The 21,852-nt window shown below is 61.6% G+C and carries 20 protein-coding genes; 6 read left to right on the top strand and 14 right to left on the bottom strand.

Features of this window, described 5'->3' with window-relative positions:
* Positions 1–21: 21 nt before the first annotated feature.
* The 9 genes from LB547_RS05470 to LB547_RS05430 form a co-directional block, all read right to left on the bottom strand.
* Positions 22–1,737 (bottom strand): sulfatase-like hydrolase/transferase, encoded by a 1,716-nt coding sequence (locus LB547_RS05470; protein WP_181177989.1) that lies wholly within the window; start codon positions 1,735–1,737, stop codon positions 22–24.
* 72 nt (positions 1,738–1,809) lie between these two features.
* On the bottom strand, positions 1,810–3,216 hold the full coding sequence (locus LB547_RS05465; RefSeq protein ID WP_140631590.1) for a 50S ribosomal protein L11 methyltransferase: 1,407 nt from the start codon (positions 3,214–3,216) through the stop codon (positions 1,810–1,812).
* Positions 3,213–3,431, bottom strand: a complete 219-nt coding sequence (locus tag LB547_RS05460; protein WP_404927179.1) for a hypothetical protein — start codon at positions 3,429–3,431, stop codon at positions 3,213–3,215. Before LB547_RS05460 ends, LB547_RS05465 begins: the two co-directional genes overlap by 4 nt.
* A gap of 839 nt (positions 3,432–4,270) precedes the next feature.
* Complete coding sequence (locus LB547_RS05455) at positions 4,271–4,474, bottom strand: CsbD family protein (protein WP_140761514.1); 204 nt, start codon at positions 4,472–4,474, stop codon at positions 4,271–4,273.
* A gap of 156 nt (positions 4,475–4,630) precedes the next feature.
* Positions 4,631–5,416 carry an SDR family NAD(P)-dependent oxidoreductase gene (locus LB547_RS05450; RefSeq protein ID WP_140761511.1) on the bottom strand — a complete coding sequence of 262 codons (786 nt, stop codon included), beginning with the start codon at positions 5,414–5,416 and terminating at the stop codon, positions 4,631–4,633.
* Complete coding sequence (locus tag LB547_RS05445) at positions 5,413–6,408, bottom strand: ABC transporter permease (protein ID WP_140556947.1); 996 nt, start codon at positions 6,406–6,408, stop codon at positions 5,413–5,415. The genes LB547_RS05450 and LB547_RS05445 overlap by 4 nt, the downstream gene beginning before the upstream one ends.
* 105 nt (positions 6,409–6,513) lie before the next feature.
* On the bottom strand, positions 6,514–7,554 hold the full coding sequence (locus tag LB547_RS05440) for a sugar ABC transporter substrate-binding protein (protein ID WP_140515774.1): 1,041 nt from the start codon (positions 7,552–7,554) through the stop codon (positions 6,514–6,516).
* 39 nt (positions 7,555–7,593) lie between these two features.
* Positions 7,594–8,358, bottom strand: a complete 765-nt coding sequence (locus LB547_RS05435; protein WP_140493903.1) for an ATP-binding cassette domain-containing protein — start codon at positions 8,356–8,358, stop codon at positions 7,594–7,596.
* A complete protein-coding gene (locus tag LB547_RS05430) occupies positions 8,358–9,521 on the bottom strand; it encodes an ROK family transcriptional regulator (protein ID WP_140764425.1) in 1,164 nt (387 codons plus the stop codon). The genes LB547_RS05435 and LB547_RS05430 overlap by 1 nt, the downstream gene beginning before the upstream one ends.
* Before the next feature lie 167 nt (positions 9,522–9,688).
* Between LB547_RS05430 and LB547_RS05425 the strand changes: the two genes are divergently transcribed.
* Positions 9,689–9,838, top strand: coding sequence for a hypothetical protein (locus LB547_RS05425; RefSeq protein WP_181165117.1), 150 nt, complete (start codon positions 9,689–9,691; stop codon positions 9,836–9,838).
* A 36-nt stretch (positions 9,839–9,874) separates the two neighbouring features.
* On the opposite strand, the gene LB547_RS05420 is transcribed toward LB547_RS05425, so the two are convergent.
* Together LB547_RS05420 and LB547_RS05415 are read right to left on the bottom strand one after the other, a co-directional pair.
* Entirely contained in the window at positions 9,875–11,179 is a 1,305-nt protein-coding gene (locus tag LB547_RS05420; protein ID WP_140631598.1) for a M23 family metallopeptidase, read from the bottom strand.
* Between the two features lie 159 nt (positions 11,180–11,338).
* Positions 11,339–11,806, bottom strand: coding sequence for a peroxiredoxin (locus tag LB547_RS05415; protein ID WP_140631601.1), 468 nt, complete (start codon positions 11,804–11,806; stop codon positions 11,339–11,341).
* A 95-nt stretch (positions 11,807–11,901) separates the two neighbouring features.
* On the opposite strand from LB547_RS05415, the gene LB547_RS05410 reads away from it, so the two are divergent.
* A complete protein-coding gene (locus LB547_RS05410; protein ID WP_140764422.1) occupies positions 11,902–15,291 on the top strand; it encodes a DUF3971 domain-containing protein in 3,390 nt (1,129 codons plus the stop codon).
* Between the two features lie 7 nt (positions 15,292–15,298).
* Here the strand turns inward: LB547_RS05410 and tyrS are convergent, their stop codons facing one another.
* On the bottom strand, positions 15,299–16,552 hold the full coding sequence (gene tyrS, locus LB547_RS05405) for a tyrosine--tRNA ligase (protein WP_140515784.1): 1,254 nt from the start codon (positions 16,550–16,552) through the stop codon (positions 15,299–15,301).
* A 300-nt stretch (positions 16,553–16,852) separates the two neighbouring features.
* On the opposite strand from tyrS, the gene LB547_RS05400 reads away from it, so the two are divergent.
* Genes LB547_RS05400 through LB547_RS05385 form a run of 4 tightly spaced genes read left to right on the top strand, consistent with a single transcriptional unit; the run spans position 16,853 to position 20,464 of the window.
* A complete protein-coding gene (locus LB547_RS05400) occupies positions 16,853–17,587 on the top strand; it encodes a glycosyltransferase family 2 protein (RefSeq protein ID WP_140515786.1) in 735 nt (244 codons plus the stop codon).
* A complete protein-coding gene (locus LB547_RS05395) occupies positions 17,580–17,912 on the top strand; it encodes a lipid-A-disaccharide synthase N-terminal domain-containing protein (protein ID WP_140493889.1) in 333 nt (110 codons plus the stop codon). Before LB547_RS05400 ends, LB547_RS05395 begins: the two co-directional genes overlap by 8 nt.
* A gap of 43 nt (positions 17,913–17,955) precedes the next feature.
* Positions 17,956–19,605 (top strand): ArnT family glycosyltransferase, encoded by a 1,650-nt coding sequence (locus tag LB547_RS05390; protein WP_181178059.1) that lies wholly within the window; start codon positions 17,956–17,958, stop codon positions 19,603–19,605.
* A 25-nt stretch (positions 19,606–19,630) separates the two neighbouring features.
* Positions 19,631–20,464, top strand: a complete 834-nt coding sequence (locus tag LB547_RS05385; RefSeq protein WP_140764419.1) for a phosphatase PAP2 family protein — start codon at positions 19,631–19,633, stop codon at positions 20,462–20,464.
* 17 nt (positions 20,465–20,481) lie between these two features.
* Here the strand turns inward: LB547_RS05385 and LB547_RS05380 are convergent, their stop codons facing one another.
* Entirely contained in the window at positions 20,482–21,132 is a 651-nt protein-coding gene (locus tag LB547_RS05380; RefSeq protein ID WP_140764416.1) for an FMN-binding negative transcriptional regulator, read from the bottom strand.
* Between the two features lie 16 nt (positions 21,133–21,148).
* Positions 21,149–21,823, bottom strand: a complete 675-nt coding sequence (locus LB547_RS05375; protein WP_140493883.1) for an alpha/beta hydrolase — start codon at positions 21,821–21,823, stop codon at positions 21,149–21,151.
* Positions 21,824–21,852 lie beyond the last annotated feature (29 nt).

Here is a 21,852-nt window from a genome sequence, read left to right as displayed (position 1 = left end):
GATATTCAAGCGGTTCAACCGCTACGGCACCGGTATAGTCTCGGTTTGTGTGAAGACTGCATGTCCGGCCGTGAACACTACGGTATTGGCTAGCAGCGGAGAAATGCCCCCATCGTGCGGATAGACAAAGAATTTTTGCGGGCGCACGCGGATGCTTTCACAGGATCCCGTTAGGCAGGGCAACAAACTCAGGCCATCGTGAGGTCTGTTAGGCTGGTGCCCGATCGCGTCCATTATTGTGGGATAGACGTCGATCAACTGCGATTCTCCGTCAGATACCGCAAAATCAGAGTCCGATTGAGATGGCTTAATCATGAGGGTTGCCATCGACCTGCTTTCAAATGCTGCGGTGGTGCCTCCAAATGCGGTGATGCCGGAGTGATACGGCGGACTCATCTCTGAGCCACCGAGTCCATTCAAAAAGCCTGCCCACCCGGACCCGTGGTCGGATTGTATGACGATAATGGCGTCGTCATAGCGGCCCAGTCGCTTGAGCTCTTGCAAGAACTCCACAACAAGCTTCATGGCGCAAGTGGCCTGAGACTTGTAGGCAGCCTGGATCCCCACAGCCGCACGTTCGGGATCGACCATGCAATTTGCATCGAGCACGTAGGGGCCATGAGGAAGGATCGCTTGGAACAATGTGTATCTGCCGCGCGCGGCAAACCGCTGTTCATTCGCGATCAGATATTTCATCCCCACAACAGCCTGAAATGGATGGACGCCTTGTTCTACGGTCTTCGGGATGTAGCTTTCCGCTTTGCGCTCAAATACCGCGCTAATCCGCTCGCCGGCCGAGTGTCCCCACCCCAAGGCCTCATTTGTCAAGAAATTTGGAAACAATTTTGCAAACAATAATCCAGAAAATTCGACAATTTGCGGGTGTTTGAGCGAGTATTGGTACTTGGTGATCTGCTCTGGCGTGAAGAATACATTTGCAACATTTGTCTGCAATATCTCCGGAAGCCCCACAACATCAACTGCGTAACCATCCGTCCGAAGATCTTTCAGCAATCCTTGATCGAAGGCCGCCCTCCAGGCGGGAAAGCTTCCATTCCGAAATATGGTGCCGGTCAGATAGCTCGCAACCGACGACAACGTATACGGATAATTTGAAATATTCCGGCGCATAAACGTAAACCCGCGAAAAATGCTCCGGTCATTCATCTCTTCGATCGCGGCAAGTGCAAAATCTGACTGCATCTCATCGAGATGAAAGTGATATATATTTGGAAGGTCCGAGCGGCCATTTATAGACAAGCCGGATTTAGGAGAGTTTTCGGTTTCAGCCGGTGGCACTGGCAGGCCCGCAGCAACAGTGGCCAATCCGGCAATTAACGCGATCGATAGGATGGCAAAAACCCGAACCAGCGTGCCTAGAGTCGTAACTGCACCCACCGCCAACAGCGCGACCAAGATGGCAACTTCTACCGCAGTGATGGAGATGGGCTCCGGGCTTGCGAATGATGCGCCATCTAAGCGACTCAGCTGAACGGGGGCAAAAACGTCGGCGAGTAATACGAAGGCCCCTAGAAGCAAATACGCCTTTTTTACGAAATCCCGAATTCCGAACAAGGTTAGCGTGGATACAAATATCAAAATAAATGCGCCACCATAAATGAAAATAGTGGGAAGCCAAATATCATACCCCAATTCCTTGGCGTTTTTCGCATAAAGTTCCAATGGAAAAAATACGAAAAGAACTAATATTGGAAACAGTAAGGCGAGAAATGCCATCGAAATTCTAACAATGCGATTGGAATTAATGCCCATTCGAAAATACCCGATGAAGTACCATCTCTTTTTAATTCATCGCCTATCGAATTGATAAAGTGTACGGCCGGTGGCTGACACTGTTTGTTTCTTCGCAATGCGGGAAACGGACGTGAGTGCGCATTCGAACGAAGAAGGGTTATAATCGGGGAAGATATCCTCTCGAAGAGCAAGCATGTGTCGAATTGTTGGATCATCCTTAGGGACGAACTCGATTATGCCGGTGGGAGCAACGTCAACAATCCATTTGACGGCCTGGTGCAAAGGCACGTTTCTGCCAATGGCAAGATGGTGCTCAAAAGCGAGAGCAAGAACCGCATCAGCTCTGAATCTGGACGAGAAACCCTTTCGTTCCTTCTGAGCCCATCCTTGATCAGGGCTGGGGTTCGCAGCATCCAGCCACAACGGAAGAAAGTTCATTTTAGCTGACGCGGCCCGCGAAAATCCGATGTCGACTGCGGTCTGATCGAAGTCGAAGCCAACTACCGCTTTCGCGCCACCCTCCAAGGCGGCGACCGAAAAGTCGCCAGTATTGCAGCCCAGATCGATTGCGGTGGCGACTTGGCCGGATGCCGCGAAATCGTGGATCATTTGCCGCTTTGTCGAGGCCTCTTGACTGGAGTAGGTGTTCATACTCGCGTATGCGCCCCACACAGTCTTGCCGGTGTCGGCCGGCTCTAGGCGTGCGATCCACCGGCGCAATTGGGATAAAATGCCGTGATACCCCGCCCGCGGTAGCTTTCTGCTTCGGCTAACCCTTTTGACAGCGTTGCTGGGATCATTCACGGAGCTCTGTTCAAGGCGACTTTGCAGCGTGACGTGGGTCAGCATGTTCCACGAAAATCGCTCAGAAAATGTGAGCAAGCGAGCAAAATCGCGGGTGGAAATGCCCTCCAGCGCACCCCTGAACCATGAATTGTGGGCGATTCCCTTCACAGCTCGGAGAAGCAGCGGATTAAGAAACTGCTCGCAGAATTGTCTGTGACCCGTCCAATACTCCCCGTCCCGATATGGCCTAACAGAGAGGATATCGATGAAGATGGGCTTGGAGCCAACGAACTGCACATTGTAGGCGCTTGCGTCAGAAAGGACAAAATTCTCGGCCAATAGTTGTATTTGCAGGTCAAGATGATGCAGTGCTGCTGCCTTCAACGCACCGAAAGACCATTCGTAGGGATAGCTCAAGAATGGTATCGCTCCGTGTTCCAACACGTAAGCTGGTTTTCCTACGACCTCGGGCCAATCTGCGGGGGCAACCTCACTGGTTCGGACTATTTTATCCAGCTCGGCGTAACGTAGCAGGATGCCCGCATCCCGGGCGGCCTCATAGCTCGCTTTGCCCTGGTCGGTCACTGTGCGGAAAACCCGGCCATCGGAAACAAAGACCGACCCGGAAGGATCTCGGAACGATCCGTCCTCAAAAACTAGTCCTGAACCTTTCATTTCCGGTCTGTACGATTCTTACCGAAAATGCGCGCCAACAGCAGTTTGAGGCGATTGTAATAGATGGTTAACACGGTGGTGCCCGCCGCGACACCTGCAATCAAGCCCTGCAGCAGCATGCTCCCGGTGCCCGGGTCGAGATATGCGTGAGCCGACACCGTCAGACTCAATAAATATAGCATCCCAAGTGAAGCTGTCAGTCTCATCTTGTACAAAGGCCCATACTCCCCATCGGCTCTGCGCGCGGTTGCTGTTTAATGCGCCTTTAATGCGATCCAACGCGTTTGACCAGACATTTGTCGCAAATCTTTCACACTTCGAGAAACTTGTGGTGACGGAAATGGCCGCGACAGCGTGTCGCTAGTGAGCCACTCTGTCGCTGTACGGCGCCAAACATTTCGGATTTTTGCGATCGAACATGTCTCCGCCAAAATGGTCAACGAACGCCTTCGTCGCGGCGGGTCGGCGAAGTGAAGGCGATAGTCCTCATATTTGCCGCTCTACCATATCGACGGCACGTGCCCGTTCGATGAGTGATGGCGCCGGGGGTTAACACGATTACGTTTGGCATCAGTGGGAGGTCGGCTTCTCGGTTGTTGCCGCTTGGCGTCGATTGCGTCGCTCCTTGACCTGCAACATCATGGCGTGGGGCTGCTTGAATAACGATGTACTTGGCGCCGTGCCGAGCCAAGGTGGCCGGCGCCCTTTTTTGGGGGCGGGTGGGGTAAACCCGACTTGCAGGACGCCGGCCAGGCGGGTTGGGGTCCGCCAAGAAGTATAATGCCAGAAAACCTTCTGGTTCGATATTCCGCGATAACGGAACATCTGCGCGACATGCGCGAGTTCCAGCCGATCTCAAGGGGCTTGTGGTTCGGCTGTTCATCCCTAGCGTAGATAGCGCATATCGGCTTTCTGGCCGCAGATCTTGAAGGTGTAGACGTTGTGCTTCTTGTGCGCCGCGCGCCATCATGCGGACGGCCGGGAGAGGCGGGGAGCCCGTCGACCGTAGGCATAACGGCTCTCGGGAAGACGCCTCCCCTGGCAGCTCTGCTATCTACCAGCCCTGCCGACTATACCAGTCGTCGACGTCTCGGCGTACGCGATCCTTCTCGATGCCGTAGCGTTCCTGGATAAGGCCCTCAAGCTGATCGCGTTTGCCAGCGATGCGGTCGAGATCATCATCAGTGAGCTTGCCCCACTGCTCCTTGACTTTACCCTTGACCTGCTTCCAGTTTCCTTCGACGCGGTTCCAATCCATTGTGGCTATCTCCTGAATCACACATGGAAGAACGGGTGTATCGCCATGAGGTTCCGGTGGGCCAAATCCCCGCCGGTCACCGCCAGCGGGAACGCTGCGGCTGCGCTTGGCATCAGTGATGATGTGCGCCGGCTTCTTGTTTCCCTCACGCGTTGTTCACGACGGCGCCAGCCTGAAGTCGCTCCCCTCCGGCAGCAATTGCCCGCCATCGACGACAATCGTGGTGCCGGTGATGTAGCTGGCATCGTCGGAGGCCAGGAACAGGAAGGCATTGGCGACGTCGCGCGGGCTGCCCAGCCGGCCGAGCGGAATGGCGTCTTCCATGTTCTTGATGAAGGCAGCACCCCGGTGAAGCTCCATTCCCTCGGTGAGAATGTTGCCGGGTTCGACGCCGTTGACGGTTATGCCGTAGCCGGCGAATTCGAGCGCCGCCGAACGGATCAGCCCGTTTATGCCTGCCTTGGTCGCGGAATAGTGGCCGTGGCCGGGACTGGTGACGTGCGGTCCGGTGATCGAGGAGGTGAACAGCATGCGCCCGCGGCGCTGCGCCTTCATCGGCACCAGTGCGGCGCGAGCGGCATTGAAACTGCCGCGCAGATTGACCGCCATGACGCGATCCCAGTCGTCCGGGCTGGTGTTCTCCAGCAATTGCCAGGGATAAATGCCGGCGTTCTGGACGATGATGTCGAGGCGGCCATGGCGCGCGAGCGCCAGCGCGACGGCGGCCTCGACATCGGCCAAAAGCGAGATGTCCGTGCCGATGAAGGCGGCGTCAAGTTCACTGGCGGTCGCTCGCCCCACCTCGATCTCGGTGTCGGCAAGTACAAGCCTGGCGCCTTCTTCGGCGAAACGTTGGGCGATGCCCTTGCCGATGCCGCGCGCGGCGCCGACGATCAGCGCCACCTTGCCCGACAGTCTTCCGGTCTCTGGCCCTACGGTCATGCGAGCCTCTGGCGAATGGTTTGCTTGAAGGCGTCGAGCAGGACCGCCGCCAGCACCAGCAAGCCGTGAATGACCTGGGTGAAGTTGGCGGGCAGGCCCATCAGATTGATCGCCGTGTTGATGGCCGACAAAAGCAGCACGCCGGCATAGACGCCGGGTAAGGTGCCGACGCCGCCTTTCAGGCTGACGCCGCCGATGACGACGGCGGCAAAGGCGTTGAACAGCAGGCCGACGCCGAGATTGGCGGTGGCGCCCGATGTGCGGATGGCGAGCAGCCAGCCGGCAAGGCCGGCTATGGCGCCGGCAAGTACGAACGCGATGATCAGGTTGCGGTTGACGCGGATGCCGGCGCGGAAGGTCGCCGTCTCGTTGCCGCCGATCATCACCAGATGCCTGCCGAAAGGCGTCTTGGCCATAATCAGCGAGAAGACGACGAAGCAGGCGATCGCGATCCAGGCGGTGAGCGGCAGACCGATCAGCCGCTGGATGCCGAACCAGCGGATGGCAGGCGCCAGATCCTGCGCCGAGCGGCCGCCCGAAATGACCAGCACCAGGCCGCGCACCCAGATGTAGGAGGCCAGCGTGATGATGAAGGCGCTCATCTTGACCTTGACGACCAGGAATCCGTTGAAAGCGCCGATGACGCCGCCGACGGCAAGCGCCAGCAGCAGCGAGACCGGCACCATCAGCCAGTCCGGATGCAACTGTACGCCGAAGCCGATGCCCGAAGAGCAGAACAGGATGCCGACCACCATGGCGCTGAGCGCGGCCACCGATTCGACCGACAGGTCCATGTGCCCGGCGATGATGACCAACGCCAGGCCGATCGACATCACGCCTAGCACGCTGGAGGCTTCGATGATGTTGGCGAAAATACCGAGCTGGAAATAGTTGGGAATGAAAAGGGAGAACACCACCAGCACGAAGACCAGCATGAACCAGACGAGATTATCGAGGACGAACTCGAGGATTTGACGGGTGCGGGGGCTCATGGGCTGATCCGGTTTGGGTTCGAATGCCGCGGCGGCTCTATGCCGGGCAATTCTGCCGGGCAGGGCGGCTCCGGGCGGGTGGCCCGGAGCCGTTCTGGGGAAGGTTTATTCGACGGGCTTAACGGTGTCCGTCGGCGGCTTCTGGTTGCCCCAGAAGGCTGGATTGTCAACGTTCTCCTTGGTGATCGCGGCACCCGGGATCTTGATGTTCGGGCCCCAGGCCTCCTTGGTCACCACTGATTTCAGCCCAAGCACGTCATAGTCGCCGGGCTTGATTTCCTGCTTGTTGACGACCTTGTCCATGAACATGGCGACGGCCGCGGCCTGCGCGTAGAGCGGCTGTTCGACTTCGACGTTGAGCCAGCCCTTGCGGATCAGGTCGAGGCCGACCGGCGCGCCGTTCGAACTCATCAGCATGACGTCGCCCGGCTTCTTGCCGGCGGCCTCGAGCGAGGCGACGGCGGCGACCGAAAGATGCGCGGCGTGGCTGAAGATCAGGTCGATGTCGGGGTTGGCAAGCATCTGGTCGGCGACGATGGTGCCGGCGTTGCTGGCCTCCCATTGCATGGCCGGCAGCGAGATGATCTTGACGTCCGGGAACGCCTTCATCTTCTCTTCAAAGCCCTTTTGGATGTCGAGCGTGTAGGGATCGCCGGGGTCGCCGAGCACCTGCAGGATCTTGCCCTTCACAGCGCCGTTCTTGGCCTTCAGCAGCGCTTCGGCCTGTTCGGCGGCGACGTGGCCGATCTCGACAGTGCCGGCTACCGAGGTGAAGTCGGACGGAGTGGAGGTGATCTGGCGATCGAATTCCACGACAGGTATGCCGGCCGCGCGCGCGGCCTCGATCGACGGCTTCAGCGCGTTGAAGTCGACGGCGGCCAGGATGATCGCCTTCGGTTTCAGCGCGATGACGTCGTTCATCTGCGATTGCTGTGCGTCGGTCTTGTTGTCGGCGTTCAGCGTCTTCATCTCGTAGCCGACCTGTTTCAGGAACAATTCCAGCGCGCTCACCGAGCCGGTCTGGAACTCGTCGAGCAAGGTCGGCACCATGTAGTAGACGGTACCCTTGGACTGGGCGAATGCCGGCGTGAGCGTGGCAACTGCCAGTGCCAGGATACCGAGGACAGAAAGAAGTATTCGTTTCATGTCGTTGGCTCCTCTAGTGCCGGACCCCTCTTTTGTCCCTCAGCCCGCCGGTCCGGCACCGGCAAGCGTCTCCCCGGTGATCATGTTGATCACCGCATCGGGACTTGTTTTGTTGCGTGCGACATCGCCGGCCACGACGCCTTGCCGGATCACCACGATCCGGTCTGCGACCTGGAAGGCCTGCTGCATGATGTGGGTGATGATGACGACGCCGATGCCCTGGTTCGCCACCTGGCGGATCATGTCGAGGCCGCGCCGCGTCTGTTCGACGCCAAGCGCTGCGAACGGCTCGTCGAGCAGCACCAGCTTGCCGCCCCAGTGCACGAAGCGGTTGAGCTCGATGGCTTGCCGCTGGCCGCCCGAAAGATGCTCGACATTGGTGCGCAATGACGGAATACGGGTGCCGGCGCTGGCAAGCGCCTTGCCGACCACGGCCTCCATCGCCCGCTCGTCGAGCACTGGAATGCCGAGCACCTTGCGCGTGATCTCACGGCCCATGAAGAAATTGGCCACCACGTCGACATTCGTGCACAGCGACAGGTCCTGATAGACGGTCTCGATGCCCGCCGCCTTGGCCTCGGCGGGGGATTTGGCAAGGAACTCCTTGCCTTCGAACAGCATGCGGCCGGAGGTGGGCTCCAGCCCGCCGGCGATGATCTTGACCAGCGTCGACTTCCCGGCGCCGTTATCGCCCAGCAACGCAACCACCTCGCCCTTGCCGATCGAGAAGCTGATACCCTTCAGCGCCTGGATCGCGCCATAGTTCTTGGTGACGTTGTCGAGCACCAGCAGGGGTTCGCTCATCAGGCAACCTCCTTGGCCGTCAGGATGTCGCGGCCGCGTTCGCGCCCGGCGGTGAACATCTGGCCGAAGCGTGGCGACAACACGCCAGAGACGGCCAATGCGGCCGCGCCGCGCAGCACGGCATGCTGGCCGCCGCCGGCGACGACGATGCGCGGCGTCTTGCGGTCCTTGCGGGCCGAAACCGAATTGTGCAGAGGCGCAGCCGATCTCGCCAGGCGTTCGAGCAGGTCCGGCGCCGCCAGCCCCCCGAGCACGACCGTCTCGGGATCGAAAAGGTTCTCGATGATGGCTATGGCGTTGCGGAAGATCGGGCCGACCTCGGCGACCCAATCGGCATCGCTGCCCTTCCAGCGCCCTCGCGCTTCGAGCGAGACATAACGTTCGAGGCAACCGCGATTGCCGCACGGGCAAAGCTCGCCATTGGGAACGACGGGAATATGGCCGATCTCGCCGGCATTGCCCCAGGCGCCGCGCAGCACGCTGCCGTCATGCATCATGGCGCTGCCAAGGCCGACGCCGAAATAGAGATAGTAATATTCGGAATGCTGGGCGCCGATGCCGTAGAGGCGCTCGCCCATCGCGGCCGCTGCCATGTCGCCGTCGAAAAAGGCCGGCAATCCCGTCGCCGCCGTTAGCCGCTCGCGCAGTGCCACGTCCTTCCAGCCGGCCATTGTGGTCGGCCCGATGAAGCTCATAGTGTCCACGCCGAACGGGCCGGGAAGCGCCATGCCGATGCCGATGACACGGCCCTCGGCGCGCGTTCCGGTCAGGTCGCGGACCATGGCGCGGACCTGGTCGAACGCATGATCGGGCGTCGCGTTGGGGGCCTCGCGGTGCAAGCTGTCGATCACGTCACCGCTGAGATTGATCAGCGCCGCGTCGATCCCCAGCGGCGTCAGGTGGATGCCGACGGCATAGCCGCCCTCGGGATTGATGCGCAGCGTCGCCGGTGGCAGGCCACGGCCCTTCGGCTCCTCGCGTACGGACAGGACGTAACCCTGCTCCTCCAGTTCGCGAACGATGGTCGATACGGTTTGAACGGTGAGGCCGACATGCCTGGCGATATCGCCCCTGGCGATGGGGCCGTACCGGCGGATCGATTCGAGCACGATGCGTCGGTTGTACGGCCGCCCGAACTCCTGATTGGTCCCTCGCAATGCCATGCCTTGCGTCCCCGGTTGAGGCAAGGTTGGCACCAAATATTTATTCAGTCAAATGGAATTCAAAAATGCACCGCATTTGAGGGACGCGTCCGCTACGGCGGAAAAGCCGGCCGGTGTCCGGCTGATCACCGCGCCCTAGATAGCGGGACATGGATAAGATTTATGTCTTGCTGATCTTTGCCGCGGCCATTGCCATCATCTGCCTGGGCGGCAGATGGAACACATCTGATACCGACCACTATATGGGCTTCGACAATTTGCGGTCGCCCCGAAAGGGAAAAGCCCTGAACGGCGACAAGGATGCGAAAAAGCAATGAGGACGGCGCGGGATGGCGGCGGCCTGGGCCCGTGCGTTAGAGATACTGCGCGACCTTCTTGCCGACCGTGAGGAAACGCAAAGGATCGATCGCTTCGCCATTGTGGCGGACTTCGTAATGCAGATGCGGGCCGGTCGAGCGACCGCTGCTGCCGGTCTTGCCGATGACAGCGCCGGCATCCACTTTTTCGCCCACGGTCACGTCGATTTCGCTGAGATGTCCATAGCGCGTGGCAAACCCGTTGCCGTGATCGACTTCGACCATGCGGCCATAGCCGCCATTCCAGCCGGCCTTGGTGACCACGCCTGGCGCGGTGACCTTGGCCGCCATGCCGATCGGCGCCCTGAAGTCCATTCCCGAATGCAGGGCGGCCGTGCCGAGGATCGGGTCGGTGCGCACGCCGAACGGGCTGGTGACGGAATGACCGGGTGCGGGATTGGCGAGCGGCAGCCGGCGTGCTTCCTTCTTGAGTTGATCGAGCGTGTCCAGCGCCTCGTCCAGTTCCTTGACCTTGCTGTCGAAAAACATCGAGCTGTCGAGCGGGATCAGCGGTCCGCCGACATCGCTTTCGTTCTTGCCGAAATCACTGTCGACCGGCAGCCCGGCCGCCTCGAGCGCCTGGGTTATGGCGTCGGCATTCTTGTAGGCGTTATCAGCAAGTATGCTGATGCGCGTGAGCTGGTCGTTCTCGATGGATTTCAACGACTTGTTGATCGAAATGAACAGTTTGTCGGCACGATCGGCGGCCGAATCGTTCGGCAGCGGATCGGAGCGGGTCGCCCACAGGGAGAACGGCCTGGTGTCGGCGGTGCCAGTGGCGGCGCCGAGGCTGGCCAGCGCGTAGCTTTGAGCAGGCTGGGCGATGCTGCCGGTCACTTCGGCGTGTTTGTCAGGCTTTGCCGGCGCTGCCGGATCTTCGGCCGTCGCTGCGCCGACTTCATTTTCGGCGCGGTCGAGCAGCGGGCCGAGGCGGCCGTGGCGCTGACTGAGCTGCGTCTGGCGCTCCAAAAGCTCGCTCACCTTGGTTTCCATCAATTGCTGGTCAAGCAACTGCCGGCTGGTGATGCGGTCGACCTGGGCGCGAAGCGCCGAGATGCGGTCTTCGTAAGCCTGCTGCATGCGGGCCTGGCGCGCGGTGGTGGCGCCGATCAGGTCGTCGCGCAGCACGAGATAGGAGGTGGCCAGCAGGTAACCGATGGCGATCGCCGCCAGCGCCGAACCGAGAAATACAACCAGCCAGGGCCGGATCGTGAAGTGCCTGATCTCGCTGCCGCGGGCGATGATGACTGTATGCGGTTCCTTGCGCCTGCCAAAGATCGCGGACTGACCGGTTGCGTTCACGGGACCAAGCTTTCGTTTACGACACCACGACAGCCCGACTACACATTATTAAGGTTAACAAAGCTTTGCCGAAGCAAGACGCCGGCAAGAATTGCCCGCAAAGCGAGCATGGGGTTGCTTCGCGTCGCTTTCTGAAAACAAGGGCGCGGAGGCGCCCCCTTAAATCGCCCGCACAGCTTCCAGCACCTCCTCGGCATGGCCCTTGACGCGGACCTTGCGCCAGATCCTGGCGATGCGCCCGTCGCGGCCGATCAGGAACGTCGCGCGCTCGACACCCATGTATTTGCGGCCATACATCGATTTTTCGACCCAAAGGTGGTAGGCCTCGATCACCTTGCGCTCCTCGTCGGAGGCAAGGTCGATGGTAAGATCGTATTTCGACTTGAACTTGTCGTGCTTCCTGGCGCTGTCGGGCGACAGGCCGATCACGACGGCGCCGGCCTTCTCGAACTCCGGCTTCAGCTGCGTAAAGCTGATCGCTTCGGCGGTGCAGCCGCTGGTGTCGTCCTGTGGGTAGAAGTAGAGGACGACAGGTCTGCCGGCAAAGCCGGCCAGGCTGAGCGAACCACCGCCGTCCCGCGGCAACTCGAATTGCGGCGCGGGATCGCCCACATTGAGGTCAGCCATATCCATGCCCTTGTTTGAGGTTACGCGCGAAGCCACACCGATATAGTGTCGAGCGGGGATTCGTCCACGAGCGAGTTCGTAGAACGGAAAATTGCGTGGATCAGGAGCAACCGCAGCACGAGAAGATCAGGTTCAGGCGGGATGAAATCACCGACCTGGGCGCCTTGCCATCGGCTTGCCGCGTTCCGCCGCTCGGCCAGGCGGCGATCGGCCGCGGCTTTCGTATCCTATCGCGGCTGTTTGCCGGCGCCGTTGCGCTGGTGCTGCTGGCGGGGGTGGCTGTCTATCTCATCGGTGTCTCCGGAATAGGGGCCGACCGGCTGCGCGTCGAGGCGGAGGCCGCCATCGAGAAGCTTGCGGGCGTCGATGTCGATGTTGCGGTCGGGCCCGCCCGCATCACCCTCGACAGTTCGAGCTTCGTCGCGCTCCAGGTGAGCGACGTCAGCCTGAAGGCCAGCGACGGTAAACCCATGGCCGATGCGGGCAGGGTGCGTTTCGGCATCCGCCTGCTGCCGCTGCTTCGAGGCGAGGTGCGGCTGACCAGCGCCAGGATTTCCGATGCGCGCATCGTTACCGCGGCGATGCCGTCGGGCGGCGACTGGACGGCCGAACTGCGCAATCGGGACGGGCTGATCGATCCCGAAAAACTGTCCGATGCGCTCTTTGCCAACATCAATCACGCTCTCGATGCGGTGCGCGAGGAATCGCTGCACCGTATCGATCTTCACAATGTGGCATTCGTCTTGCCCGACACCGAGGCGGTCAGGTTGATCACAGTCGCCGACGCGGTCGTCCTGCAGTCGGGGACAGGCGGCATGGAGTTCTCCTCGCAGGCAAATGTCGACGGCAAGGCGGTGACCGTCGCCGCATCCGCCAGCCGCGATGCCGTGACCCGGCGCGTGATGTCGCTGGATGCCACCGTCGGCATCGCCGAAGACGGCGGCGAAAGCGGCGCAATGGCGTCCGGCGGCAAGTTGGGGGCGCTCAGCGTGACGCTCAAAGGGTCGCAGGGGGCCGACGACACCGCGTCGCGGCTGACGGCTGCCCTGTCGTCCAGGGGATCGGTGCTTGATCTCGGCACGCGTGGCCTGCTGTCGGCCGATGTCGATCTCGGCGCCACGCTCGTCCGCGGCAGCAACAAGATCCAGGTGGACAGGCTGTTGCTGAAGACCGGCCGCTCGACCTTCGATTTCGCCGGCTCGATCGGGCCCAGGCCCGCGACCGGCGCCGCCGGAGAGGAGCCGGCCTACCGATACGATCTGACCAGTGACGGCTCGACACTGGCGCCTTCGGAATCGCCGGAGCCAGCGCTCACCTTCCTTGCCCGCATCGCCGGCGTCTACCAGACCAAAAGCCATAAATTGGTAGCCGATCAGATCGCAGTCCGGTCGGCCGCTTCCAGCGAGGTCCTTGGAACCGCGGCCGTGCAGTTCGTTGATGGCAAGGCTCCAGGCATCAATCTGGCGCTCAACGTGCATGACATGCCGGTCTCGCACGTCAAGCAGCTTTGGCCATGGTTTTCGGCGCGCAACGCGCGGCTCTGGGTATTGGACAATCTGTTCGGCGGCCGCGTCGTCGATGCCAATCTTCAATTCCAGGTGGTGCCTGATCGCCTCGGCAATGGCGTGCCGCTTTCCGCCGACGAGGTGTTCGGCCGCTTCCAGATCGAAGGATCGCGTTTCGACACGGCTGGCCGCATTCCGCCGATACGCGATGCCGTCGGTGTCGTCGCCTTCCACGGCAATGACGTCGATATCTCCCTGTCCTCTGGCACCGTCTTCATGCCCAGCGGCCGCACCGTGGCGGCCAGCAACGGCACGCTGACCGTCAAGGCGGCCAACCGCCCGCCGGTCGTCGGCGCGCTCGACATCGACGTTGCCGGCGAAGCGTCCGCGGTCGCTGAACTTGCCTCCTACGAGCCGATCAATGCCATGCGCCATGTCGGCTTCCTGCCCGAAGACCTGTCCGGCAGCGTCACCGGCCATGTCAGGGCCGATATTCCGCTGCAATCCGGCGTCGACAGCTCGAAGCTCGATTGGCTGGTATCGCTCGACTACAGCGGGCTTTCCTTGGCCAAGCCGTTCGAAGGCCAGACCGTGACGGATGCCGATGGTTCCGTCACGGTCGACCCTGAAAAGGCTGTGATTTCCGCCAAGGCATCCCTGAACGGCATTCCGGCCGAACTCGACCTGATCGAGCCGCTGGAGGATGGCGGACCGGCACGCAGCCGCAAGGTGGCCCTGGTGCTCGACGACAAGATCCGCGCCGCCGCCATGCCGGGGCTGGCCCCGTTGTTGGGCGGAACAGTGAAGGTCGCGATCGACAAAAGCGGGGAGGGCAACCAGAACGTCTCGGCCGACCTGACCAATGCCAGGCTCGACATTCCCTGGGCCGGATGGAGCAAGGGGGCAGGGATTCCCGCAAGTGCTACATTCGTCATGACCACGTCCGGCGACACCACGACGCTGTCCGACTTCGACCTCGACGGCAAGACATTCTCCGTCGACGGCAACATCGTGCTGGTCAACGGGGCCCTGTCCTCGGCAAAGTTCAGCAAAGTCGCCCTGAACCGCGGCGACGACGTGGCGGTGTCCGTCAAGCGATCGGGCAGGGGCTATGCAGTCAATATCAGCGGCAATGCCCTGGATGCCCGCTCGCTGATCAAGCAGTTCACCTCCGACGTCGACACCGCGACCAAGACGACGGGCGCCGACGCGATTTCCGTCAGCGCCGACGTCGATCGGCTGACCGGTTTCCACGACGAGCAACTGTCCAACCTCAAGCTCGACTACAGCGCGGCCGGTTCGAAGGTGAACGGGCTGAAGGTCAGCGCCACTGCAAGTTCGGGAGCCGCCATAGCCATCAGCAACACGAGCAGCGCCGGCCGGCGGTCGCTTAACGTACAGTCGGCGGACGCCGGTGCGATACTGAGATTCCTCAACATCTACGAGCACATGGAAGGTGGGGCGATTGCCCTGGCCTTGTCAGGAGCGGGCGACGGGCCGATGAAGGGCAAGGTGGACACGACGAACTTCTTCGTCGTCAACGAACCGAAGCTCGCGTCCATCGTCTCGACCACCCCGGCAGGCGATAGCCGCAGCCTCAATCAGGCGGTCAAGGGCAAGCTCGATACCTCGCGGGTACAGTTCGAACGCGGCTACGCCGAGATAGAGAAGGGCAGCGGCTATCTCAGGCTGGCCAATGGCGTGCTGCGCGGTCCCCGCATCGGCACGACGTTCCAGGGCACGCTCTATGACCAGAACAACAACATGGACATGACCGGCACCTTCATGCCGGTCTACGGCCTCAACCGCATCTTCGGCGAACTGCCCATCGTCGGCGCGCTTTTGGGCAATGGCCGCGACCGCGGCCTGATCGGCGTGACCTACCGGCTCAAGGGCAACGCCAACAAGCCGCTGCTCGACATCAACCCGCTCTCGGTGATCGCGCCGGGGATATTCAGGTCGATCTTCGAGTACCGGTGAAGGGGCCTCAAACCGGCCGCACCAGAATGTGTTTTTTCCTGCCGAGTGAAAGCTTTACTACGTTTTCCGGACTCAAATCCTGAAGCGTCACCGTGCGGCGGTCATCGCTGACCGGCTGGTCGTTGAGCCGCACCGCACCGCCTTGCACATGCCGCCGCGCTTCGCCGTTGGACGCCGCCAGCCCGGCGGTCACCAGCAGCGCCAGGATGCCGACGCCGGCTTCGAGCTTGGCGTTTTCAACCTCGACGCTCGGCAGCGTCTCGGCGAGGGCACCTTCCTCGAAGGTCTTGCGTGCGGTTTCGCTGGCCTGTTCGGCGGCGCCGCGACCATGGAGCAACGCGGTGATCTCCGTGGCGAGGATCTTTTTCGCCTCGTTGATCTCGGACCCACCGAGCTTCTCCAGGCGCGCCACCTCGTCCAACGGCAGCGTCGTGTAGAGCTTCAGGAAACGGCCGACATCGGCGTCCTCGGTGTTGCGCCAATACTGCCAGAATTCGTAGGGCGAGAGCATCTCGGCATCGAGCCAGACCGCGCCCGTGGCGGACTTGCCCATCTTGGCGCCCGACGAGGTGGTGAGCAGCGGCGTCGTCAGCGCATAAAGCTGCGCGTCCTCCATGCGGCGACCGAGATCGATGCCGTTGATGATGTTGCCCCACTGGTCGGAGCCGCCCATCTGCAGACGGCAGCCGAGGCGCTTGTAGAGCTCGACGAAGTCGTAGGCCTGCAGGATCATGTAGTTGAATTCGAGGAAGGACAACGACTGCTCGCGGTCGAGCCGCAGCTTGACGGAATCGAACGCCAGCATGCGGTTGACCGAAAAGTGACGGCCGACGTCGCGCAGGAAATTGACGTAGTTGATCTCCATCAGCCAGTCGGCGTTGTTGACCATGATCGCGTCATTCGGGCCGCTGCCGAATTTGAGATACGGCATGAAATTGCGGCGGATGCCGGCGAGATTGTCATCGATGTCGCGCGGTGTCAGAAGCTTGCGCGCCTCGTCCTTGAAGGAAGGGTCGCCGATCATCGAGGTGCCGCCGCCCATCAGGGCGATCGGCCGATGGCCGGTCTGCTGCAGCCAGTGCAACATCATGATCTGGATCAGCGAGCCGGCGTGCAGGCTCTTGGCGGTCGCGTCGAAGCCGATATAGGCCGTCACCGTCTCTTTGGCGAAGAGATCGTCCAGCCCGGCATCATCCGAGGTCTGGTGGATGAAGCCGCGCTCGCTCATCGTGCGCAGGAAATCGGATTTGAAGGCAGGCATCTTTTCTTTCCCGAAAGCGTCCGCCCGTCCGGCGCGGGCGTATGTGAAAGCGCGCGTTTAGCACCCAAGCGCGATCAGCAAAAGTGGATTCCGGTTTTGCGCCCGATCGCGCTTCGACCAGGGGCTTGGCAATCACTTGTTGTTGAAACGCCGCAAGCCGCCTCTCGGCGCGGATGCTTGCTTCATTGTTTGTGCTGGCGTAATGAGGCGCGCGCCAAAAGGTCCTTGCAGCCCACGACCTCAAGCGGCACCGCACGGCATCCACCCAATGCCATATCCGACGACAGAGCCCCACGCGACATGCCGGACGCATTGATATCCATCGTCATTCCTTGCAGGAACGAGGCGGCAAACCTGCCGCTGCTGATCGATGAAATCGAGGCGGCGATGACCGGGCGCGACTTCGAACTGATCATCGTCAACGACGGCTCGACCGACGAAACCGCAGCCGTTCTCGCCAGGCAGGCAGCACTTCGCCCGTTTCCCGTCAGGGAATTGCGGCACGAGAAATCCGCCGGCCAGAGCCTCTCGGTACGCTCCGGCGCCTGGGCGGCGCGCGGAAGCATCGTCGCCACGATCGACGGCGATGGCCAGAACGATCCTCAGTACATTCCCATGCTGGTCGACGCCTTGCGGCGGGCCGGGCCCGGCTACGGCGCCGCGCAAGGGCAACGCCTGAAGCGCCGCGACAGCAAGGTCAAGCAACTGGCATCGCGGTTCGCCAACTGGCTGAGAAACGCCATCCTGCATGACGAGACGCGCGACACAGGCTGCGGCCTGAAGGCGGTCCACACCGAGATCCTGCGCAAGCTGCCGTTCTTCGACGGCACCCATCGTTTCGTTCCGGCGCTGGTCATCCAGGAAGGATACCATGTCGTGCATTGCGACGTCGTCGACCGCTCCCGCCGCCACGGCAAGTCGAACTACGGAATTTTCGACCGTGGCCTGCAGGGCGTGCTCGATCTCTGCGGCGTCTGGTGGCTGCGCCGCAGGCGTCGCCGGATGCCAAAAGTAGAGGAAATCACGCATGGTTAACGTGCTTCAGGAACTGGTGACCTGGATCCACCGGGTCTTCATCGAACAGTTCAACGCGTGGATCCTGCTCGGCTTCGTCGCCCAGTTCTTTTTCACCATGCGCTTCGTCGTGCAGTGGCTCGCATCGGAAAAGGCCAAGCGAAGCGTCGTGCCGATCGCCTTCTGGTTCTTCTCGCTGTTCGGCGGAGGTCTGTTGCTGATTTATGCGATCAAGCGGCAGGACCCGGTGTTCATCGCCGGCCAGGGCATGGGCTTGTTCATCTACATCAGAAATCTCTGGCTGATCGCCAATGAACGCAAGGCGGCGATGACGAAGGTCGATTGAGCGGCTTTGCGCATCAGGGAAGAATGGTCGGAGAGGCTGGAATATGGCGCTGAACAGGAACTACATCCTTCTTTTCCTGTTCAGCCTGGTGATGACGGTGTCGGGACTTGCGTCCATGCCGCCGCTGGACCGTGACGAGCCGCGCTTCGTCCAGGCCACCAAGCAGATGGTCGAGAGCGGCGATTATGTCGACATCCGCTTTCAGGACGCTTCGCGCTACCAGAAGCCGATCGGCATCTATTGGCTGCAATCCGCGGCCGTGGCTCTAAGCGGCAAGGGCGCCGCCGCACCAATATGGGTCTACCGCCTGGTGTCGACGCTGGGCATCGCCCTGGCCGTTCTCGGCATCGCCTGGACGGGCACCAGGCTTTTCGGAGCCAGTGCCGGCATCGCCGCCGGCCTGGTGATGGCGGCGATCTTCGCCACCGCCTTCGAGGGCCGCGACGCCAAGACCGATGCGATGCTGCTGGCCTGCTGCGTGGCGGCGCAGGGCGCGCTGGCGCAGATTTACCTGGCATCGCGCCGCAACGAGCCCGTCGCCGGCCATCTGTGGTGGGTATTCTGGCTGGCGCAAGGGGCCGCGATCCTCATCAAGGGGCCGATCGCCCCACTGCTGTCGGCGCTCACCATCGCTGTCTTGTTTGCATTCGAACGCGACGGGCGCTGGCTGTCGAAGCTCAAGGTGGGGCGCGGCCTGCTGCTCGTCGTGCTGATCGTGTTGCCCTGGCTCGCCCTGATCACCTGGAAAAGCCACGGCGCCTTCCTCCAGCAGGCCGTCGGCAAGGATATGCTCGGCAAGGTCGCCCAGGGCGAGGAATCGCACGGCCTGCCGCCCGGCTTCTACATGTTGACCTATTCGCTGTTCATGTGGCCGTTCGGCCTGATCGCCGTCGGCGCCGGCCTGCAAGCCCTCAACCGGCTGCGCGACGATGTCAGGCTGCGCTTCTGCCTCGCCTGGTACATCCCCTTCTGGCTGGTATTCGAACTGATTCCGACCAAGCTGCCGCACTACGTGCTGCCGGCCTATCCCGGCATGGCGCTGCTGATCGGCTGGCTTTTGACATTGCAGCCGCAGGAAGCCAATGCGCCGCTCCGGCGCTGGCAGCAATGGTTGTGGTGGTCGACTGCCTTCGGCCTGGTCGTGGTCAGCCTCGGCCTGGCCGCGGTCTGTGTAGGCGCCCCGATCTATCTCACCCACACTTTCTCGTGGTGGAGCATTCCGGCGGCCGCATCAACGCTCGGCGCCGGCTACCTGGCCTTCTCGCGACAGCTGCAAGTGCCGCTTGCCCGTATCGGCGCCGTCGCCGCCTGTGCGGGCATCGCCTACGGGTTGCTGTTTGGTGTCATCGCCCCGTCCTTGAAGCCGATATGGCTGAGCCCGGCGATCGACCAGGCTGTGCGCGTCTACAAGCCTTGCGACACCTCGGTGCTGGCATCGGCGCGGTATCACGAGCCGAGTCTTGTGTTCCTGGTGGGTACGAAAACGGTGCTGACCGACATCGATGGCGTGGCAAAGCATCTGCTTGCCGACCCCGCCTGCGCGCTGGGACTGGCGCCGGTCGAGGATGAGCAGAAACTCAATGGATCGCTGGCGGGGCAAGGCAAGGCGGCGAGCCGTCTTACGACGATCGACGGGCTCAACTTTTCATCGGGAGACAAAATGTCGCTCGGCCTCTACCGTATCGCCCAATGAGTTCGACAATGGGATCCGGTTTTCAATGCTGGTGAAACCGCGCCCTTCCGTATCCGTTGCGCCCGCTGCGGTGGTGCGTCGGTCCGTTGGCAATTTCCGCGACACGCTGCGGATCGTGAGAGGGCGCTTCGCCGCTCGTTCCGCCTCGTATCCCAAGGTCCTATGGCCGCTCTGGATCTCGGCCTGGATTTTGCTCACGGCAGCGGCGTTCGTCGGCCTCGACACGCCGGCGGGACTGCTGCACGGCCGGTGGTCGGCGGGCTTCGGCCGGCTCGCCGAGTTCCTGACACAGTTCGGCCTGGGCGGCTGGTATCTCATCCCGCCGGCACTCTTGCTCATAGGGGCCAATCTGACGGACTGGCGAAGCCTGTCGCGGCGGTCATTGATGCTCGTCTACAGCTGGACCTGCCTGGCGTTCCTTGCACTGAGCGCCGTCGGTCTGTCCGGCCTGCTGGTCAATGTCCTGAAATATGCGGTCGGCCGGGCGCGTCCGCTCTATTTTCAGGATCTCGGCGTGCTCTCGCTGCGTCCCTTCGCCTTCGATGCGCGCTTTGCCGGTTTCCCGTCCGGTCACGCCACGACCATGGGGGCCGTGTTCGGCATCCTGCTGCTTTTGTTCCCGCGGCGCTGGTACATCGCCTTGCCGATCACGGCCTGCATCGCCTCGACGCGGGTCTTCGTCGGCGCGCATTATCCGAGTGATACCGTCGCCGGCTTTGGTCTTGGCTTTGCCTTCGCGCTGGTTTGCGGACTGGTCTTTGCCCGGCTCGGCTTCATCTTCAGCCCGACACGATCGGGATTGCCGGTGCGCAAGCAGACGTTTCGGCTGATCGGTCGAACAAGCCGAACGGCCGTCTGATCCATCGAGCCTGGGATTTAGTCGCCGTTCAGTCCGCCATAGGACCTTACCAGGTTCACCATGTCGGACGAATTTGCTGTCTCGCTTTCAAGCCCGTGCGCAACGCCTGCGCGATCCGCGACGGGACGGTTCTGGCTGACCTTCCATTTGCCATGGATTTCGGCGATATCGATCTCCAGCCCGATGATGCCCTTGATCTGCGACTGGATGAACGGGGCAGGCGCATCCGTTACCGCCCATGGCGCCTCACGCGTGCCTTCCTGCGAAGCCGTCAGGTCGGCGATCTGCCGCGCCAGCCAGTCCTGATCGTCGATCACCTTCGCGATGCCGCGCACCTGCACGATGGCATAGTTCCAGGTCGGCACCACCTTGCCGGTCTCGCGCTTGGTCTCGTACCAGGACGGCGTCACATAGGCGTCGGTGCCCTGGAAGACGATCAGCACCGTCGAGGCCGGATTGTCGGCGATAAGCCGCCATTGCGGATTGGCTTTGGCCAGATGTGCGCGCAGCCTGCCATTTGGCCCGACATCGGCGTCGATCAGGAACGGAATGGCGTCGGCGACCGGCCCTTCGGGTCCGCTGGAAACCAAGAGGCCGAGCGGATGTGCCCGGATCAGCCCGTGCAGCACCTCCGGCCGTGTTTCCTGGAAATGAGGAGGCTGGTACATCGCGATCATCCGTCCTTTAGCGCAGCCGCTTCGGGCGCGGATCCGACAATTCGCCGGCCAGCCGGCGATCGAGATAATCCGCGCATTCCTCGATCAGCAGTTCGGCATCGTTGGCGAAGAAATGATTGGCGCCGGGCAATGTCTTCTGCGTGATGGTGATGCCCTTTTGCGTGTGCAGCTTGTCGACCAGGCCTTGCACGTCCTTCGGCGGCGCCACCTTGTCAGCGTCGCCATGGATGATGAGCCCCGAGGAGGGGCAGGGAGCCAGGAAGGAAAAGTCGTAGGTGTTGGGTTGCGGCGCGACCGAGATGAAGCCTTCGATCTCGGGCCGGCGCATCAAAAGCTGCATGCCGATCCACGAGCCGAACGAATAGCCGGCAACCCAGCAACTCTTGGAATCCGGATGCAGCGACTGCACCCAGTCGAGTGCGGCGGCCGCATCCGACAATTCGCCGGTACCGTGATCGAATTCGCCTTGGCTGCGCCCGATGCCGCGGAAATTGAAGCGCAGCGTGGTGAAGTCGCGCTTCTGGAACATGTAGAAGAGGTCGTAGACGATTTTGTTGTTCATCGTCCCGCCGAATTGCGGGTGCGGATGCAAGACAATGGCAATCGGCGCGCTCTTTTCCTTCGAGGGCTGGTATCGACCCTCCAGACGGCCGGCCGGACCGGTGAAAATGACCTCAGGCATGAAATACTCCAACTTGGGTAATAAGAATG

Origin of the sequence: Mesorhizobium sp. B264B1B (assembly GCF_020165765.1) — a bacterium.
Classification (GTDB): domain Bacteria; phylum Pseudomonadota; class Alphaproteobacteria; order Rhizobiales; family Rhizobiaceae; genus Mesorhizobium.
The sequence above is the reverse complement of the archived record's forward strand: the minus strand, read 5'-3'. Positions and strand labels throughout refer to the sequence as shown.

What these genes read in the sequence shown, in the direction of transcription:
- LB547_RS05440 (WP_140515774.1), bottom strand. Translation starts at nt 7,554, where the DNA reads ATGAAACGAATACTTCTTTCTGTCCTCGGTATCCTGGCACTGGCAGTT.
- LB547_RS05380 (WP_140764416.1), bottom strand. Translation starts at nt 21,132, where the DNA reads ATGTACCAGCCTCCTCATTTCCAGGAAACACGGCCGGAGGTGCTGCAC.
- LB547_RS05445 (WP_140556947.1), bottom strand. Translation starts at nt 6,408, where the DNA reads ATGAGCCCCCGCACCCGTCAAATCCTCGAGTTCGTCCTCGATAATCTC.
- LB547_RS05430 (WP_140764425.1), bottom strand. Translation starts at nt 9,521, where the DNA reads ATGGCATTGCGAGGGACCAATCAGGAGTTCGGGCGGCCGTACAACCGA.
- LB547_RS05390 (WP_181178059.1), top strand. Translation starts at nt 17,956, where the DNA reads ATGGCGCTGAACAGGAACTACATCCTTCTTTTCCTGTTCAGCCTGGTG.
- LB547_RS05465 (WP_140631590.1), bottom strand. Translation starts at nt 3,216, where the DNA reads ATGAAAGGTTCAGGACTAGTTTTTGAGGACGGATCGTTCCGAGATCCT.
- LB547_RS05395 (WP_140493889.1), top strand. Translation starts at nt 17,580, where the DNA reads ATGGTTAACGTGCTTCAGGAACTGGTGACCTGGATCCACCGGGTCTTC.
- LB547_RS05385 (WP_140764419.1), top strand. Translation starts at nt 19,631, where the DNA reads ATGCTGGTGAAACCGCGCCCTTCCGTATCCGTTGCGCCCGCTGCGGTG.
- tyrS (WP_140515784.1), bottom strand. Translation starts at nt 16,552, where the DNA reads ATGCCTGCCTTCAAATCCGATTTCCTGCGCACGATGAGCGAGCGCGGC.
- LB547_RS05470 (WP_181177989.1), bottom strand. Translation starts at nt 1,737, where the DNA reads ATGGCATTTCTCGCCTTACTGTTTCCAATATTAGTTCTTTTCGTATTT.
- LB547_RS05415 (WP_140631601.1), bottom strand. Translation starts at nt 11,806, where the DNA reads ATGGCTGACCTCAATGTGGGCGATCCCGCGCCGCAATTCGAGTTGCCG.
- LB547_RS05375 (WP_140493883.1), bottom strand. Translation starts at nt 21,823, where the DNA reads ATGCCTGAGGTCATTTTCACCGGTCCGGCCGGCCGTCTGGAGGGTCGA.
- LB547_RS05450 (WP_140761511.1), bottom strand. Translation starts at nt 5,416, where the DNA reads ATGACCGTAGGGCCAGAGACCGGAAGACTGTCGGGCAAGGTGGCGCTG.
- LB547_RS05400 (WP_140515786.1), top strand. Translation starts at nt 16,853, where the DNA reads ATGCCGGACGCATTGATATCCATCGTCATTCCTTGCAGGAACGAGGCG.
- LB547_RS05455 (WP_140761514.1), bottom strand. Translation starts at nt 4,474, where the DNA reads ATGGATTGGAACCGCGTCGAAGGAAACTGGAAGCAGGTCAAGGGTAAA.
- LB547_RS05435 (WP_140493903.1), bottom strand. Translation starts at nt 8,358, where the DNA reads ATGAGCGAACCCCTGCTGGTGCTCGACAACGTCACCAAGAACTATGGC.